Origin of the sequence: Parasphingomonas puruogangriensis (genome assembly GCF_036663635.1) — a bacterium.
Lineage (GTDB): Bacteria > Pseudomonadota > Alphaproteobacteria > Sphingomonadales > Sphingomonadaceae > Sphingomonas.
In genome coordinates this window covers 282,537-298,743 of the sequence record NZ_JAXOJI010000005.1, presented here as the reverse complement: position 1 = coordinate 298,743, position 16,207 = coordinate 282,537, and the positions used below count along the sequence as shown (strand labels likewise).

Sequence of the window (16,207 nt, the reverse complement as noted above, 5' to 3'; positions counted from 1 at the left end):
CTCGTTCGCGATTACGAGCAACGGATCGACGTCTCGGAGGCCATGATCCATGTCGCTCTCGGCAGCCTCATGCTCCGGAGAATTGTCCATCCGTGAACATTCTCAAACGGACTCTTACAACATCGTGAAGCTGGTCTCCTTTGTCTCGGCGGTTTCCAGCTAAATCGTCATGCCGCGAGCCTGGGCTGATGCCCGGCGTGGTATGTCTCACCACGAACCATGATCGCCCACACCACCCGGGCGGTGTGGTTCGCCATGGCGACGGTCGCTACCCGTACGGGCTTGCGCGCGAGCAAGGCCACGAGCCGCGGGTCGGCTGTATCCGGCTTACGCTTCACGCGTTTGATGAGCGACGTCATGCCCACGACGAGGAGCGTTCGGAGGTATTTGTCGCCCATCTTGGTGATACGCCCAAGCCTCTCTTTGCCGCCACTCGAATGCTGCCGCGGCGTCAGGCCCAACCAGGCGGCGAACTCTCGCCCTGAGCGGAACTGGCTCGCGTCGGTGACAGACGCGGCAAGCGCCGTTGCCCCGATCGGACCGATGCCGGGGATCGACATGAGACGGCGGGCTGTATCGTTCGCCCGCTGCCAGGCGAGTAGATCCAGGTCGATCTCCCGAAGCTGGGCATGGGTGTCGAGCGCCTGCTGCGACAAACGTCCGGCGATCTTTGCTGCCTCCCTCGGCACAGCCGGAGCCTCGCCGTCGACGATCTTGCGCGCCATCTCCAAAGCCAGACGAACGCCTTGCAGAATGTTGATGCCGAACTCGGCGAGCATCGCCCGCATCATGTTGACGAGTTGCGTACGTTGCTTGACCAGCAGGTCGCGGGCCCGATGCATCGACAGGGCCGCTTGCTGCTCCGGCGACTTTACCGGCACGAACCGCATCGTCGGACGCGTCACCGCCTCGCAGATCGCCTCCGCATCAGCTGCGTCAGTTTTGCCGCGCTTCACATAGGGTTTGACGTAGGCCGGCGGCATCTGTCGCACATCGTGACCCAGCTTGATCAGCTCGCGAGCCCAATAATGCGCCGTGCCGCACGCCTCCATGCCGACAAGACAAGGCGGTAGCTTCGCGAAGAATGACAGAACTTGCGCTCGCAGCAGCGTCCTGAGGACAACCACGTTGCCCTCCGGATCAACGCCGTGAATCTGAAAAACGTTCTTGGCCAAATCCAGGCCTATCGTGCTAATCTCCATAACGGGTGGCTCCCATTTGCTCGTGATTGCCTAATAGCTTTCACACCTTGGCACCTAGATGCCGTGAGCGGGAGCCATCCACCCCATTCATTCATCTGTTTTCGATCGCGCGACAGCGCCGCTGGAATGACGAAAACTGGGACTTCGCTGCTTTTCCAAGCACAAGGCCGAGGTCGATATTTTCGCCTTGCGGCACAACCACTCCATCACCGCAGTCGAGTGCAAGGGTTATAGCCCGCGCGCGACAACCCCCGACGATCTCTTCAAGCGCTGGCTGCAGCATAATGTGCCAGTCGCGTTCAAGGCCATGCGCTACCATCCGGATTACAAGAATTTGCCGATCGCATTCGAACTTGGACCACAGCACCTATCAGTGATGAGAGCATTGCATTTTATGAGACGGCGAAGTCCGAGCTCTATCAGAATCGCTATACGATCGCGCTGCGGGGCCCGCGCCTGTTTACATATTGCTTACACGCTCACGCTTTGGCATCCATGTAAGCAGAAACCTGGGTCCGGGCCATGGGAAAGCTGACACGCCCTTCGATTGCAGGCATGGCGCCCGCGACAGGTCAATCGTTCCTGTGGGATAGCGAGGTACGGGGCTTGGGAATTCGCGCGGCCCCTTCCGGGGTCAAGACGTTTGTCATCCAATATCGAAATGCCGAAGGACGATCTCGCCGGATCGCGCTTGGCTGCTGTAATATCCTGACCGTCGCGCAAGCGCGCACCCTGGCGAAGATCAAACTGGGTGAAGTCACATCCGGGCGCGATCCGGCAGATGAGCGCGTCAAGGAACGCGCGGCCGTCACCGTCGCGGAACTTTGTGATTGGTACCTGGAGAGGCGACCGCGGGGCGGTTGCTCGGGCGCGGCAATCGTCCGATCAAGGCATCGAGTCTCTACATGCACCGGAGCCGGATCGAGCGGTACATGAAGCCACTGATCGGGTCGCGCAAGGCCAAGGCGCTCGCCACGCACGAGATCGAATCCTTCCAGGCGGATATCGCCGCGGGCAAGACCGCTCGCGGGCGGGTAAAGGCACGCGGTCGTGAGACGTCCGGCGGGTATGGTGCTGCCTCGCGGACCTTTTCCACGCTCCACGCGATCTTTGGTCATGTGAAGCGGCTCGGAGAGATCGAGGCCAATCCGGCAACCGGCGTTCGCCGCATGGCGAGCCAGCCGCGTATGCGGCGGCTTAGCGCGGACGAATTGATCGCGCTGGGCGAAGCGATGCGACAATGCGCCCAGCATGACGAGAGCGAGTCCGGCCTGGCGGCCCTGCGCTATCTGACACTCACCGGTTTCCGGTTGAACGAGGCCCAAAAGCTTGAGCGCAATTGGCCGGATTTTGATTCAGGGTGCGTTCGTTTCCCCGATACTAAGCGCGGTTCGCAGTTTCGAGTTATGGGGAACGCGGCTTCAGCCGTCATCAAAGGGCGCTGTGGCCGTGGTCGGGAGGGGTTCGTCTTCCGGGCCGATGGCGGCGATGGACATTACAAGCAGCTTCCCGATCTCATCCAGCGCGCGACGCTGGCCGCGGAGCTTCCCGGCGTGACGGCGCATACGTTGCGGCACACCTTTGGTAGTGTCGCCTGCGACAGGGGTTTTTCGGAGCTTACGATCGCGGGGCTGCTCGGCCACGGCAAGCGTGGCGTGACCCAAGGCTATATCCATATCGAGGATGGCCTGCGCATCGCTGCCGAACGCGTCGCTGCCTGTATCGGCGATCTGCTTGACGGGAAGCGGACATCGATACGCGACATGGATATCGCGATCGCCGCATGACTGAGGCGGACCTGAACCTTGGCCCGGCCGCGCGGCTGGCGGCCTTTCTGGCGGCGCTGCGCGCCGAGCGTTCGACCCTTCTCGGGTGCGGCGGCGAGGCGTTGACGGTCTGCATGATGTTCGCGGACGGCGATATTGATCGGCGCCAGTCGAGCGCGGCCGATCATCTCGCCTATCTCGATACCGACCTGCGCGACTATGCAATTTCGAGTGCGTATGCGCTGCTGATCGGAAACGAGCGGCGAAAGGCTCTTTCTGCTTATTTCACACCGCCCGCGCTCGCCGAAGCCGCGCTCGAGGCCGCGCGCCAGTTCCTCGATCGACCCAATCCGCTCGTGCTCGATCCGGCCTGCGGCGGCGGCTCGTTTCTGGTTCCGACCGCGCGTGCGATGATTCGCCAGTTGATCGCTGACAATGTCGATGTCGCGGAGGCTTGCGTTTCCGCGATCGAGCGATTGCGCGGTATCGAGCTGGAACCAGGACTTGCTAGATTGTCGGCACGGCTGCTCGCCGATTCCGTGCGACGTGAGTTTCAGGTTGATGTCGACACCGCCGCTGTGGTGAAGGCCGCCGACGCGCTGACGGCCCAGCTGGACACGCGCTTCGACCTCGTGATCGGCAATCCGCCCTACAGCAAGGTCTGGCGCGATGGTGCGGACCGCGTGGGAGAAGATGTCGGTCGCGCGGATCTTGGCGGGCACACCAACCTTTATGCCCTCTTCCTGCTGCGCTCGCTCGACTGGCTGGCGCCCGGTGGTGGCCTCGTCTTTGTCCTGCCCACGAGTTTCATCGCCGGGCCCTATTATGTCGGGCTACGCGAGGAGATCCTCGACCGCGCTAACGTCGTGCGCATCGACATGCATCAGCAGCGCGAGAACCTGTTCATCGACGCGATCCAGGATGTGTGCCTGCTGGTGCTTCAGCGCCACGGCGGGGCGATCGAGCCGGACAACACCTATACCGTCGGCCTGATCGACGCGGACGGCAACCGCGAGGTTCTCGGTACGGCGACCACGCCGCCAAATGGCGAATCATGGATCATCCCCGGCGTCGGGGCTCCTTGTTCGGACGCGGGACATTTCAACCTCACCACGACCCATGCGGCCTCGGTCATTGCAAGCTACGGCTACAAGGTCCGGGTCGGGAAAGTCGTGCCCAAGCGCGAGCGAGCCAGCCTGTTCAAGGACCCTGCAGCCGGGCGGCTGCCAGTACTCTGGGCGTCGGACATTCGGCCCGATGGCGGTTTCCAGTTTCAGGGAGGAAGCCGGACGGCCGCGTCGGCCTGGTATGCCCCGCCCTATAATGGCGGTCGATCCTATGTGAGCCGGGGCCGTGCGGTGATCATCCAGCGGACCGCAAATCGCGACCAGCGCCGGCGCCTGAATGCCAGCGCCGTGACAGCCGCTTTTGCCATGGAGCACGCCGAGCACGGCTATGTCGCGGAAAACCATGTGATCGTTTGCGAGCCGCAATCCGATAACCCGCGCGTTTCACCAGAGATGCTTGCCGCGGTGCTGAATTCGGCGGTCGCCAGTGCGCGTTTCTCAGCCGTTGCAGGAAGTTTCAGCGTGTCGGCGAAGCTGCTGGCGCGGATGGCGCTGCCGGAGCCGGCGCAGCTTCCTCCCTTGGGGCCAGGCTTCGACGAAGCGCTGGCGACTGCGTTCGCCGCTCTCGACGGTATTCTTGCCAACCAAGTCGTGGCGGATCCGGCGGCTGCCACCAACATTGCCGAAGCTGCGTGATACGAAACTGACGTTTTGAGGTTGGACCTACGCACAGGTTTAGTGCCAGTCGGACCGAAGCCGCCTTTCCAAAGTCATGAAAGCAGCAGCCGCGAGGTTCGCGCCGCTGCGCCTGACGCGGAGCCGCCATAGCGTGCGAGCTGGTCGTAGTAGAGTGCGCAGACCGTAGGATAAGCGTTCGGCACGATTCGATAGTTTTGGATATCGATCTCTTCGACGAGAATGCCCTCGAATGCTTCCATCAGCAGCCGCGCCTCCTCCAGGTCGCCATCCTCGACGTGACGAATGAGCTCGCTCACATACATGTCATGGGTCATCGCGGTATCTCCGGCCAGCGCGCGGAAGACGAGATGAAGGACAGCGCTTGGCCCTCCGGTGGGCAGCGTCGCGAGCTGCCGTTTTCCCTCCCGCAGCAGGAAGTCGCCGGCGCACAGGATGCGCGTTATCTCGACATCGATGTCGATGTCGTTCATCCGGAAAAAAGTCCACGCCGCTTGCGGATCGATGATTTTCACGTCCGGATAATCCATGAACACGCTGGCAATGCTGCGCAGCTGCTCCCGATGTTCGTCGGCGTCGGTGCAGAACACGAAGTATAGATAGTCGGCACCGGCCTCGTGGCGCGCCTGAGTATATTGATTGCGTAGCCGGCTGATGAACCCCGGATCGCGGCCTGCCTTCCATTTGGCGAACTCATCATAGCTTTTGATCTGCAGGCCAACCTTGGTCGTACCGTCAACGGCCAGAACGCGGATCGCAACATCAACGCCCTTGTCGTGAAATCCCTGTGCGTCGAGGACGTCGATCCGGTGCTTCTGGTAACCCTGCAGCGTACGCAGTATGTTGTTGGTGAAGCCGGGGCATAGATCAGCGTTGTGCTTGAACTCGGCGAAATTCGCGGTCGACGCCTCGGTCGCCCGATTAGCGCATAGCAATTCCGAAAGCAGTTCGAACGGGGACAGGTTCTCGGTGACGAACAACGGTGCTCTTCCTTTAGCTGGCGGTACCCTCGGCCCCTGCGTTGAGCTCCTGCACGATCGCGAAATACCCTTGGAGCAGGTTGGCATCGGCATCCCATAGCGGGGCCTGTCCGCCCACCAAAGCGGCACGAGACAACAATTGATTGCCGGCGATACAGGCCGTCTCAGGCACCATCACACAGGCAGGACAGGCGCCACCGCGATGATCGCACAGCGTGCCCGATCCACAGCGCAACTCGCGCCGCGAGACGAGATAATTGAGGAACGCCGCATTGTGGTCGCGCCACATCGACGAGATGTTGCCGAGATCCTCGGTCATGCCGCGCCGGTGAACGAGGAAGGCAAGGTCGGCCGGAAAGATCGCCTCGCTCATCGATCCCAGATCGAGCCCGGAGAAGCGCGCGATACCATGCATGACATGATGCGAGAGCGTGTGCAGCAGCAGATAGAGAGTCGATGCGATGTCGCGCGCACGAACCTGACTGGCATCATCGCGGATCCCGAAATCGCGCAGGAAAGGGCCGAAGTCGTTGTAGGTTTCGATCAGCTCGCCGCCGAGCGTCTTGGGCGCGGGAGGAAGGATCGACAGCACGCCATTGCGGCGCAGGAACTCGGCGACCGCTAGCGGGTCGAGCCGAACATAGATCGCCTCATTCTGCTGCTCGATTACATAGACCGGGCGACGATTGTCCTGGAGGCGAGGAAAGCCCATCAGCCGCACCGGCATCGGCAGGTTCTTCTGCACGGTGACCGGCACCGCCGAGACGCGCGTGAACCCGAACGAAAACTCGATCATGTCGAGGTCACGGATCAGCCGCATGTCGGCAATGCCGGCACGTACCAGATCGGCCGACACACGCGCGCTATAGGCCGCCGCACCCGCCGGATCGCCATGTTCAGCGCTGAGGTCGGCTTGCGCGACGCGAAGATCGGCGGATTGTCCGGCCGGATCGAGCTTGCGGCGCTTCAGTGCTTCATGTTCGACCGTGCTGCGGATCGGGTCATAGCGGCGGGCATAACCACCCCGGTCGTCGATCTGCTGGCGCAGCGCTGGCGTCGCCTGTGCGTCACGGACCACCGCACCCATCGCATACCAAGCATCGAGCATGCTCTGCGCGATGGCCGGGTCGGACTGGAGCGCGTTCTGGTAAATCGAGAACATCATATCCTGCCCCTGCGTCGCAAGCTGCTCGCGGATGCGCTCCGGCGATGGATCGCCACCGCCGAAGCCGTGAATTGCGGCGACGCGGCCGATAAGGTCTTCAGTGCGGTTGGGGCCGAGAATGCTGATGATGTCGGCTTCGTTGTCATAGACGATGAACCGGGCGGACTGGACATAGAAGACCGGCGACGCGCGGTAGGAGATCGGGATCATGTTGATCTCGCTCCATTGGTGCGGTTCGCCCGCATCCATCAGCGGCTTGAGCAATTCGAGGGTGAAAGGATCGGCCTGGAACACCTCTCGCGGTGCGTTGCAGCCGGTGCATTGAAAGCGCCAGCGATTGAAATGCTGCCCCTGCTTGATCAGCCGGAAATCCTCGGTGCCGCATTGGCAGCGCTTGATGCGCAGCGGGTCGCCATTCCCATCGAGCATGTTGCGATAGGGCGACAGGCCCTCGAGACCGCCTGACCAATGGACATAGACCACATCGAGCTGGCGCCATTTGCAGTCGCGCTCGCCATTATGGGCGCGGCAGGATGTGGGTAGCGGATCGGCGAGTTGATGGGCCGCTGATATATATTCGCGCACCACCTCGCAGGCGTCGCAACGATAGACCAGCGGTCCAGGCAGATACCCCATCCGGTCGGGCTTCAGGAAGGTGAAGCGGTCGATGGCGATATCGACCCCGGCGACGCCGCCACGCGTGGGATTGTAGAAGCAGTCGTCGAGCAATTGCCGCTCATGCACGCGTTCGGCGCGCTGGATATTGAGGCCGCGCGCCAGCCAACTCGCGCAATATTCGTTCATCGCATCGAGAATCTGTTCGAGCCGCGCCGAACCGGTGCCGAAGGTGAGCGGCGTGCTATCGACCGGCACAGAGACGCAGGCGCCCTTGCCGCCCTCCCAAGTGAACATTGCACCCGGGGCATAGGCGGTCGCGAGCTGTGGCTGCGACCGGTTCATGCTCGGCGGCATGGGGGCGGCGCGGCCATTGAAGGAGGATCGGGCGTCGGTCATCTCAGTCCTCCTGGTCGATGGGCGCGGCTTCGGCATCGACGTCGGTGCGGCTCACCAAGCGCTGGCCGCGGATGATCCGCATGACCTGGCGCACCGTCTCGGGATGCACCCGTCGCCCGCCACGGCCCGGATCGCGTCCGGCGGCGATGATGATGCCCCCGGCATCGACGTCGCGCAGCGACGTCATCGGACGCCTGAAATTGGCCGACTCGCGCCGTTGCCAATAGCTGGCGAGCGCGCTCGAATCCGATCGCTCTGTGAACACGTCGAGAATCCCGCGAATCTCGCGTTCGACAAATTCACGGTAATAGTCGGCGTGCGGCGCGGCGCCGATTGCCGCGGCGCCCCGGCCCGCGAGACCGATCGCCTCCACCGCGAAGTCGCGCAGCGCCTCGATCGAGGCGGCGCGGCCCAGCCGGTTCGACCAGGCCAGGATCGAGGCCGCGGTGGTGAAGGTTCGCGCACTGGTCTTTGTGGCATCGGGTGCCAACCGAAACAGATCCTGCTCGACCACCGCGCAAAGATAGGCCTGAACGACGCTCGGCATGACACGACGGATCGCGCGATCGGCCCAGCGCTGGACGGCGGGAGGCGGGATCATCCGCTCGAGGAAGCGGTGAAACTGGTCATGGGTTTCGACGACATAGCGGTCGCGCCGGCTGTGCGGTGTCGGCACCAGCCAGCTGAAGCCGACATGCGAACGGCCGACGCGGCTCGACGCCTGGATATATTCGGCGATGTCGGTCGGCAGACCGGCAAAGAACATTGCATTGAACTTGTCGACATCGACACCGTGGCTGATCGCGGAGGTGGCGACGATATTGCGCAGCGCCTCGTCGAGCGGTGCGAAGGGCTGGCCCGGCAGGCCAGTCTCCTCAGCGCGCTGCATCACGTCCTGTATTTCGGCGATCGTCACGCCACCGGAAATGAGCGCGGTGTTGAATGGCAGCTCGCCGACACCCGCGACGCGCTGGTCGCGATCGACCTGCGACTGCAGCGTCTCGATGACCTGGTCGCCGCCCTTCTTGTTGGTGACATAGGTGAGCGAGATGCGCTGCAGGTCGAGCAGCGTCGCGAGCAGGTCCCGCTGGCCGATAAGTTCGTCGAGCGCCTGCGCGCGAAGGCCGCTCAAAGGATCCTCAGGCGGCAGCGCGGCTGCAAGCGTCTGCACCACACCCGCCGTGTTGCCACTTTCAAGCTGCTGCCAGAGCCGGGTGAACGCGAGATGGTAGGCTGAGACCACGGCTGAGGTGGTCATGGTGTGCGACCGCCCATTGGTCATAATCGACACATAGGTCCGCATGCGCGGTGTTGAGCGCTCGGGACGAAGCCGGGCAGGTAGGCTCGCGGCATAGGCCAGGCGCTCGGGCCGCAGTGGTTCACGCGGCGCGGAATAGAAGGATTCGTAAAGTGACGGTCCAGGACAGGGGAAGCGGAGCGGCTCGCGCTGGTAGAGCACGCGCAACTGGCGATCGGGGTCTGAGATGGTCGCGGTTGCGGCGATCACCTTTGCGAGGCGCGGGCGCGTCGTGGATTCGCCGAGTGGCTGCCAGGTTGCGACCTGATCGTGCAACAACCCCTCGCCGAGCCGCAGCTGGATGCGCTCGAACACGGTCTCGAACAGCCCCGAAAACGTGCCCAGGCTCTCGTCGAGCAAATGGCCCTCGTCCTGAACGATCAGGCTCGGAAACGGGTCGTGGAAGACGATTTCGCCGTTCAGGAACGCTGGCCGTAGGCGGGTGAGGCCGGCATCCTCCGCAGCATTCAGATCCTTGGCACTGCGTGGCATCAGTAGATGGCCATTGTGCCGGTCAATATAGCGGGCAGCGCCGAACATGCCGGCGATCGCGTTGATCGTCCGGTCGTGCTGGCCGATCAATGCAAGCTTGTCGATCGTCCCCAGCACCACGGCAGGCGCGCGCTGGTAGATGGTATCATCGGTCAGCAGGAACGGTAGCGGCATACGCGTTGGCGCGGGCGGGAAGGCGAGGTTCCACGCGCAATCCGCATCGTTGAAGCAGACGATCCCGATCCGACCGGCCTGGTCGCGATATTTGCGCATGCCGGTCGCCGATCCGCAGACCGGGCAGCTGCGCAGCTTGTCATAGGATTGCAGCGCCTCGACATAACGATTGGACCGCCGCCGCGCGTCGGCGGCCGTGCTGCTGGTGCCATCGGGCGGATTGAGCAGGGCATGGTCGTTGGCATGGGCCGCCGCAGTGACCACCGGCACGCCGCCAAAGCCCTGCGCGACCCTGTTCGGCGTATTGCCCGAGCCGACCCAGAAGCCGATTTCGAACGGCCAGGTGCCGACGCGTGCGCCGTGGCGCACCAGTTCAGCCTGGACGAGGATGCGCATCAGACGCCGCGCCTGCTGAAGCGTCAGAAGGCGCAAGGGGTAGCGCACCAGCGCGCTGACGCCGCGATCCTTGCCGCGCAGGCGATCGAGAAACAGGTTGAAGATCAACAGCCCGAAAAATGCCTCGGACTTGCCGCCACCAGTCGGGAAATAGAGCAGGCTTGCCGACAACTCATCGCGGAACGGATCGAAGCGATCGGCATATTCGGGCATGCGCGAAGCGAGAGTCGGAACATGCGCGAGGATAAAGGCTAGCTGGAACAGCCGCCAGCCGGTGTAGCGGGTGCCGCCATAGCGGCGGAAGCTTTCATTGGTGAGCAGCCACGCTCGATAGGGCGCGGCCGCGCGTTCGAGTAACAGGCGCGCTGGCCCGGTCGCGGCGGGCAATGACACATAAGCCGCACGGGCGGCGATCAGCAGGTCGATACCCTGCCGGATGAAGCGGCTCTCCCGCGCATAGGCAGCAACATCTTCGCCATGCGCGCGATGCTCCTGCGCGGCGAGATCGGGATCGAGCCCGGCACCCGCGTCGACCCCGTGCTGGGCGTCGATCCAGCGATCATAGGCATCGGGCAGCGCGTAGAGCGCTTCGAGCGCGAGCGTGTCGCTTGCCAGCGCGTCATAGCGCATCGGCACGCCAGGAATGTCGACCGGCTCGATGCGCGGCTGGGTGTAGCGCGGCGCCCATGTGGTGCGCAGCATGACCGTCTCGGTGTCGGCTGACGCCAGCTCCACGCCACAATTGAGCCCCATGGCGGGGTATTCGAGCCACTCGCGAAAACGATAGCTCGGCCGGACCCGATCGAGCCGCAATGCGCGATGCGCCACCGCCGGGAAGCGCGCGGCGAAGGACACCTGAAAGACGGCATGCTCAAAGGCGGCGCTGGTGGCGCGGGTCGGTTGATCCGCACCATTTTCGATCGCAATTCGGACATTGCGGCGTGTGGGGTCGACGAAGTCAGGATCGATATCGGCGACCAGCGCAACCTGGTCGAGCAGCGGGCGAATATCATCGAGGGTGGCGGGCCGCCGTTGGCGGAGACCCGCCAGATAGGCTTCCCAGGACGCGCGATCGGCGAACTGGCTCGGCAGCACGGTCTCGTTGGTGCGATGGGCGTGCCGCTGACCATCCTCCGACGCCAGCCAGTCACCCAGCACGCGGTCCACCGCCGCTGCCACGCTCCCCCCGAACCCGCCCGCAACGCGTTGCCGGGCAGCGTCGTCGGTGATGTCGAGGGCGAGCGGCTCCAGCGCCAGGTCGAACCTGCGCCACTTCTGCGGAATGGGCTGGGGCGCGGCATGGCGGTTGGCGAGCCGGCCACTGTCAGGCCGCAACGGACCGAGCGCGCCGCCGGCGGGCGGCGGGACGTCGGTCGATGCATCCACTCCGCCGAGGTTTCCACCACCCACTTCGTCGCCGGCTGTCTCGCCGTCAGTCCCGGCGGGCTCATCGTCAGCTGAGCTCGGATCGCTGGTTTCCGGATTCTGCAAATCGTCGGCGGTGACCGGTCGAGCGGAGCCTGCCGCGGGCTGAAGCGTGATGCCGAGCTGCGCAAAGGCGCGGTCGAAAGCTGCGCGACGGATCGCGGCGATCTGATCCGCGCGCGAGCGGCGGGCGGTGCGGCGCCGCGCAATCTGTTCGGCGCGTGCGGCCGCGGTACGGTCCGCGCGGTCGGCGGTCTGGATCGCGGCCTGAGCGTTGCCCTGAGCTTCGCTGTCGCCGCCAACCGCAGCCTCGCTCGCGATATCGGCGGCTTCACGCGCGGCGTCGGCGGTCGCCGCGCTGTCGCCGGACGTCTCGTCGGGTTCTTCGTCGACCAGCGGCGGTAGCGCCGCCATTTCGGCGGCGATGAAGCTTCGCGCCAGCGCCTCGACCGCTTGGCGCGTGGTGCGCGACAGCTGGATCTGCGGCATGATGTCGTAGCGGGGATCGCTGATCTCATCCCAATCGGGCAGTGCGCGGACATAGATGGCCAGCTGCGGCTCGACGATAATGGCTCCGGTTCCGTCGGCTGCGATCTGGGCATCGAGCCCCATCGTCGCGATATGGATATCGCTGGTTTCATCGGTGCCCAACTGGTCGAATCGTGGCATCAGGAAACCGCTGACCAGCAACGACGAGGGCTTGCCGCCATATAGCCGGGCACCCGCCTCGCCAGCGCCGGTGCAATGCGCGAGCGTCAGGCCAATCAGGCCATCGACGATCGCCTCCTTCGCCTCGGTCAGATCGGTGCCGGCCGATTGCCGGATCGCTCGATCGGCGGCGGCAAGGTCCATCGCGGCGAGGGGTGTGAGGGCGCCGCGGTCGCTATCGGTCATGGCCATTCTCCCGTTTCACCGCGCGCACGACGTCGAGATGGTCGAGCGCGCGAGCGCGCAAGGCCGCGATGCCGGCCCGGACATCCTGGTTCAACCCGGCCGCAACACCGTGCGGATCGACCAGCACGGAGATGAAGGCCTGGGCCATCCGGATCCCGGCACGGCGGCGGTCGCTGCGCAGTTGCTCGATGCCCTCGTCCCACATCTTGTCGGCAAGGCCGGGCGGGATATTGAGCACCGCCAGCAACGCATCGAAGTCACCGCGCACGCGCGGCGCATGTGGGCGCATCTGCTCGGCGGGCTGAGCGAGGTATGTCTCGGCATTCAACCAGTCGACGACAGCGGCGACGCTCGTCGCCTGCACATGCCGCTTCTGAAGCAGAGCGTGCACCGTCCGGGCCTTGGCCTGGAGTGTCCCACCGGCAACCGCCGGCAGCATGGCGACGATCATGTCGTGATAGAGCTTCACCCAGTTGCGCGCGAGCAGCTCGACCGGCAGCACGCGACGGGCCGCATCGACAAAGGCGCGGTCGGTGACCACGATCACATTAGCGGCCAAGAGTTGGCTGGCGGTGGTGCGGTCGAACGGGTTGATCGGCGCGTCACGCATATGGCGGATCATCGAGGCGCCCGGGCGGACACGGAGCGACCGGCCGCTCGCCAGCTCGATCTCCAACGTGTCCCCGCTCGGCGTGTCGCCGTCGGTAAGGTCGATGACCTTGTCGGCGACGTCGATCACAGGTTGTTCGTCGAGCACGAGATTGACGCCTGCGACCGCGCGGGCCTCACCCTCCTTCTTCGCGGCGGCGGCCAGCACCGCCATTCGGCCGCCGATATTGGTCCCGCTGGCAAAGTCGGCGTGCCGCGCAAGCGGCGCATAGGTCCCGGCAACCCGACCCGTGAAAGCGCGGTCGCAGATCACCAGAAGCTGTTCGGGCAACCAAGGCCGCACGAGCACTGTGTCGAGAAAAGAGATGGGCGGCGCTAGTAGCGCAAGCCGCTTCCAGCTATTGCGGTCGGGGCCAGCTTCGATCTCGGCGAGGATGGAATCGAGATTGCCGGCATGACAGATTTTGAGCTTTCCGCTGGCGATGCGCTTGCGCAGGCCATCGGCGACCGCGGGGTCCTCGGCGAAGCGGCGCTCGGCAAGCCGCAGATCGATGGCGCTGGCGAAGACGACGATCGAGAAGTCGACCTTGCGCGCAAAACCGGCGGCGAGCTCGGCGACGGCAGACCCGATCGGGGTATCGGTGTCGAGTTGCGCATAAGCCTTAGCGATCGCGGCCTCCGCTGCGAGCAATTTTGTCCGTGGGGTGCCGGCAATGCCGGTGGCCATTGCTGTCTGGACCGGGTCGAGCACGCTCGCTTCCGAGCGTTGTTCGAGAAAGGCCTCAGCGGCGGCCTGGCCTTCGAGATCGCACAATCCGTCGTAGGCCGCGCGCAAGCCACAGGGCAGCGCGGCGGCGCGGCGCAGATTGGCGGCACTGCGCCGGATCGCCCCGGCGCTTACCGCGTCGGGCATGGCACGGGCGGCTTCGGCCAGCGCACTTAGCGCGGTCACGCTGGCGCCAGCCATCGACTGAAAGATCGCGCTGATCGAGGTGACCGGCTCGATCGGGGGATCGGGCGTGCAGATGTCCGCCGTGCGGCGAATGATGGCCGGTACCGGCAGCGCTGAGCGCTCCGCCAGACGCGCCGCCTTTGACTGGCGAAACAGATGCGCGAGCCGGCGCTGAACATAGGCGTCATGCGTGACGGCGAGGATGGGCAGTTGGGGAAACTGGTCGAGCAACGTTTCAAGGAAGCGGGTGACCGTCTCTTCCCAGACGGGACCAAGCCGGTTCAGCGCGGGCTGGCCAAGGTCGAGCAGGCAGAGATCGGGTGGCCGCCCGCCTTTGGCGGCGGTCAATGCCGGGTGGTTGAGAGCGGCCTTCAAGTTGGCGCGAGCGTCGATGCCGAACAACGCGAAGGGTGCCTGGCAAGGATCGGTCAGCGCGGCGCGGTGGTCGCCCAGCTTGTCAATGGCGGCGCCGTGACGGACGCGTCCGAATAGCTCGTGGCGCGCGCCGGCGAACATCGCTCGCGCATCGACGCCTCCGTCCGCGGCGAACACGGGAAAGAGTTCACCGAGCGTCGGATGCGCGAGATGCGGCATCGCCTCGTCGCGCAGCTTCAACAGGCTGAGATGCCCCAGTGTGTCGTGAAGCTGGCCCATCACGTTGGAAGCTTCCTGCTGTCGGGCACGACCGCGCGTCCGGTGCAGAGCGTTCGGGCCGAGAATGTTCGCCCGGTCCACAAGCCAGCCGCGATGATCCGAACCGGTGCCGCCGCCCCGATGGGGATAATAAAGCGTGCGCATGTCGGGCACGGGGGCGCACCAGCGGTGTCCGTCCCCGACGATGGCCGGACGACTACCGAGCATGGCGAGCATCGTCAGCGGATGCAGGATCGAAGCGTCGCGCTGTGCCATTGGCCATTGCAGGGCTGCAGCTGAACGCTGCTCGACGATCGCTTCGAGGAAATGCCGCATCAGGGCTAATGTCGGCCGGTTGAGGACGGCATCGCCCTCGAAGGTCATGTCGAAACGCCGCAGCTTGATCGTGGCGGCGAAGGCTAGGGCGGCGCCGATGTCGATATCGGCGAAGCGCCTGGCCTGTGCGGCCTCGGCCGCCTTCAGTTCAGCTTGTTGCTGCGCGGTGAGGTGCAATTGTCCGGCCAGCGCCGCGCGCTTCGCGACCATATCGGCGCGCGACTGCTGGAGCTTCTGAAACCGGTCTTCTCCCCATTTCTTCACGAGCCTGTGCGTACTCCCTGTGACGAATCATGCCGCATAGCGAGGATGCGGCAGCCGATGATGGAATCATAGCGCGGGTCGAGCATGGCGGGTTCGCGCCGGTATTGGGTGATCTGCCGACGGATGTCTTCGAACGTCGCCGCCCCGTTCTTCTCGCCAAAGGCTTCCCAGGCCATCGACAGCGGCACGTTTGATCCGTGACTAAAGACGCCGCCGCCGACGATATAGTCCTCGGGGCTTTGGAGCTTGAACAGGAAGAATTCACCGGCCGTCACGGCCCGGAAAGCGTTCGTCCCGCTCGGCGGCCAGAAATTGGCCTCATCCGGACGCAGCGCGGCCAGATGATCGAACCAGCTGCGGTCGGTCAGCGACATATACATAGTGACCATATTCAAGCCGTCCTGCGCCAGAACAGCCACCACTCGGGATCCTCATCCTGCCAGGCGATCAGATGCGCTGCCTTGCGGCGCACCTCGTCGTCCTCGGCGGCGTCATCGCGCACAGTGCAGAGCAATTCGCGACTGCCCGCCCGACCGCCCAGCATCGGCAGGAAGGCGTAACCGAGATCGCCGCGATCGAATTGATCCTCATCGGGGATCATACGGAGGAGCTTGGCGATTTCTGGAGCGCCAAACGAAAGGATCCTGGCGCTCGCGGACTGCCAGATCTCAGTTGGGATACGGTGCCGATCAAAGCAGAGCTCGTCGTGCCCGAGCAGCTTGGCGAAGGCGACCGGTACGGCTGCGGATAGTTCTCGCGCCTCGCGCGCCAGGAAAAGGGCAATGAAACAGTCCCAGGTCTCGGCATCGGCCATGTGACGTGCGTTGAGGATCTGCGCGCCAAGG

The 16,207-nt window shown here is 64.4% G+C and carries 10 protein-coding genes and 1 pseudogene; 4 read left to right on the top strand and 7 right to left on the bottom strand.

Annotation, left to right across the window (positions count from 1 at the left end; translation table 11 throughout):
• Positions 1-96 (top strand): annotated as a pseudogene (locus U1739_RS14380) (IS5/IS1182 family transposase); the annotation flags it as partial.
• Between the two features lie 71 nt (positions 97-167).
• Here U1739_RS14380 and U1739_RS14375 read toward each other — a convergent pair.
• Positions 168-1,202 (bottom strand): IS110 family RNA-guided transposase, encoded by a 1,035-nt coding sequence (locus tag U1739_RS14375; protein ID WP_332709231.1) that lies wholly within the window; start codon positions 1,200-1,202, stop codon positions 168-170.
• Positions 1,203-1,724: 522 nt separating this feature from the next.
• Here U1739_RS14375 and U1739_RS21240 point away from each other — a divergent pair.
• Genes U1739_RS21240 through U1739_RS14365 form a run of 3 tightly spaced genes read left to right on the top strand, consistent with a single transcriptional unit; the run spans position 1,725 to position 4,731 of the window.
• On the top strand, positions 1,725-2,138 hold the full coding sequence (locus U1739_RS21240) for an Arm DNA-binding domain-containing protein (protein WP_443025569.1): 414 nt from the start codon (positions 1,725-1,727) through the stop codon (positions 2,136-2,138).
• Positions 2,135-2,989 carry a tyrosine-type recombinase/integrase gene (locus tag U1739_RS14370; protein WP_332709229.1) on the top strand — a complete coding sequence of 285 codons (855 nt, stop codon included), beginning with the start codon at positions 2,135-2,137 and terminating at the stop codon, positions 2,987-2,989. Before U1739_RS21240 ends, U1739_RS14370 begins: the two co-directional genes overlap by 4 nt.
• Positions 2,986-4,731, top strand: coding sequence for an HsdM family class I SAM-dependent methyltransferase (locus tag U1739_RS14365; protein ID WP_332709227.1), 1,746 nt, complete (start codon positions 2,986-2,988; stop codon positions 4,729-4,731). Before U1739_RS14370 ends, U1739_RS14365 begins: the two co-directional genes overlap by 4 nt.
• Before the next feature lie 74 nt (positions 4,732-4,805).
• Here U1739_RS14365 and U1739_RS14360 read toward each other — a convergent pair whose 3' ends face one another.
• Genes U1739_RS14360 through U1739_RS14335 form a run of 6 tightly spaced genes read right to left on the bottom strand, consistent with a single transcriptional unit; the run spans position 4,806 to position 16,176 of the window.
• Positions 4,806-5,711, bottom strand: a complete 906-nt coding sequence (locus tag U1739_RS14360; protein ID WP_332709225.1) for a hypothetical protein — start codon at positions 5,709-5,711, stop codon at positions 4,806-4,808.
• 13 nt (positions 5,712-5,724) lie between these two features.
• Positions 5,725-7,890 carry a DUF8724 domain-containing protein gene (locus tag U1739_RS14355; RefSeq protein WP_332709223.1) on the bottom strand — a complete coding sequence of 722 codons (2,166 nt, stop codon included), beginning with the start codon at positions 7,888-7,890 and terminating at the stop codon, positions 5,725-5,727.
• A 1-nt stretch (position 7,891) separates the two neighbouring features.
• Positions 7,892-12,568: a DEAD/DEAH box helicase gene (locus tag U1739_RS14350; RefSeq protein WP_332709221.1), complete on the bottom strand. Its 4,677-nt coding sequence runs from the start codon at positions 12,566-12,568 to the stop codon at positions 7,892-7,894.
• Positions 12,558-15,362: a hypothetical protein gene (locus U1739_RS14345; RefSeq protein WP_332709219.1), complete on the bottom strand. Its 2,805-nt coding sequence runs from the start codon at positions 15,360-15,362 to the stop codon at positions 12,558-12,560. The genes U1739_RS14350 and U1739_RS14345 overlap by 11 nt, the downstream gene beginning before the upstream one ends.
• A complete protein-coding gene (locus U1739_RS14340; RefSeq protein WP_332709217.1) occupies positions 15,359-15,784 on the bottom strand; it encodes a hypothetical protein in 426 nt (141 codons plus the stop codon). Before U1739_RS14340 ends, U1739_RS14345 begins: the two co-directional genes overlap by 4 nt.
• Complete coding sequence (locus U1739_RS14335; protein WP_332709215.1) at positions 15,754-16,176, bottom strand: hypothetical protein; 423 nt, start codon at positions 16,174-16,176, stop codon at positions 15,754-15,756. Before U1739_RS14335 ends, U1739_RS14340 begins: the two co-directional genes overlap by 31 nt.
• Positions 16,177-16,207: the final 31 nt, after the last annotated feature.

Coding starts and splice junctions, on each gene's coding strand:
- U1739_RS14375 (WP_332709231.1), bottom strand. CDS start 1,202: ATGGAGATTAGCACGATAGGCCTGGATTTGGCCAAGAACGTTTTTCAG.
- U1739_RS21240 (WP_443025569.1), top strand. CDS start 1,725: ATGGGAAAGCTGACACGCCCTTCGATTGCAGGCATGGCGCCCGCGACA.
- U1739_RS14370 (WP_332709229.1), top strand. CDS start 2,135: ATGAAGCCACTGATCGGGTCGCGCAAGGCCAAGGCGCTCGCCACGCAC.
- U1739_RS14365 (WP_332709227.1), top strand. CDS start 2,986: ATGACTGAGGCGGACCTGAACCTTGGCCCGGCCGCGCGGCTGGCGGCC.
- U1739_RS14355 (WP_332709223.1), bottom strand. CDS start 7,890: ATGACCGACGCCCGATCCTCCTTCAATGGCCGCGCCGCCCCCATGCCG.
- U1739_RS14350 (WP_332709221.1), bottom strand. CDS start 12,568: ATGACCGATAGCGACCGCGGCGCCCTCACACCCCTCGCCGCGATGGAC.
- U1739_RS14335 (WP_332709215.1), bottom strand. CDS start 16,176: ATGGCCGATGCCGAGACCTGGGACTGTTTCATTGCCCTTTTCCTGGCG.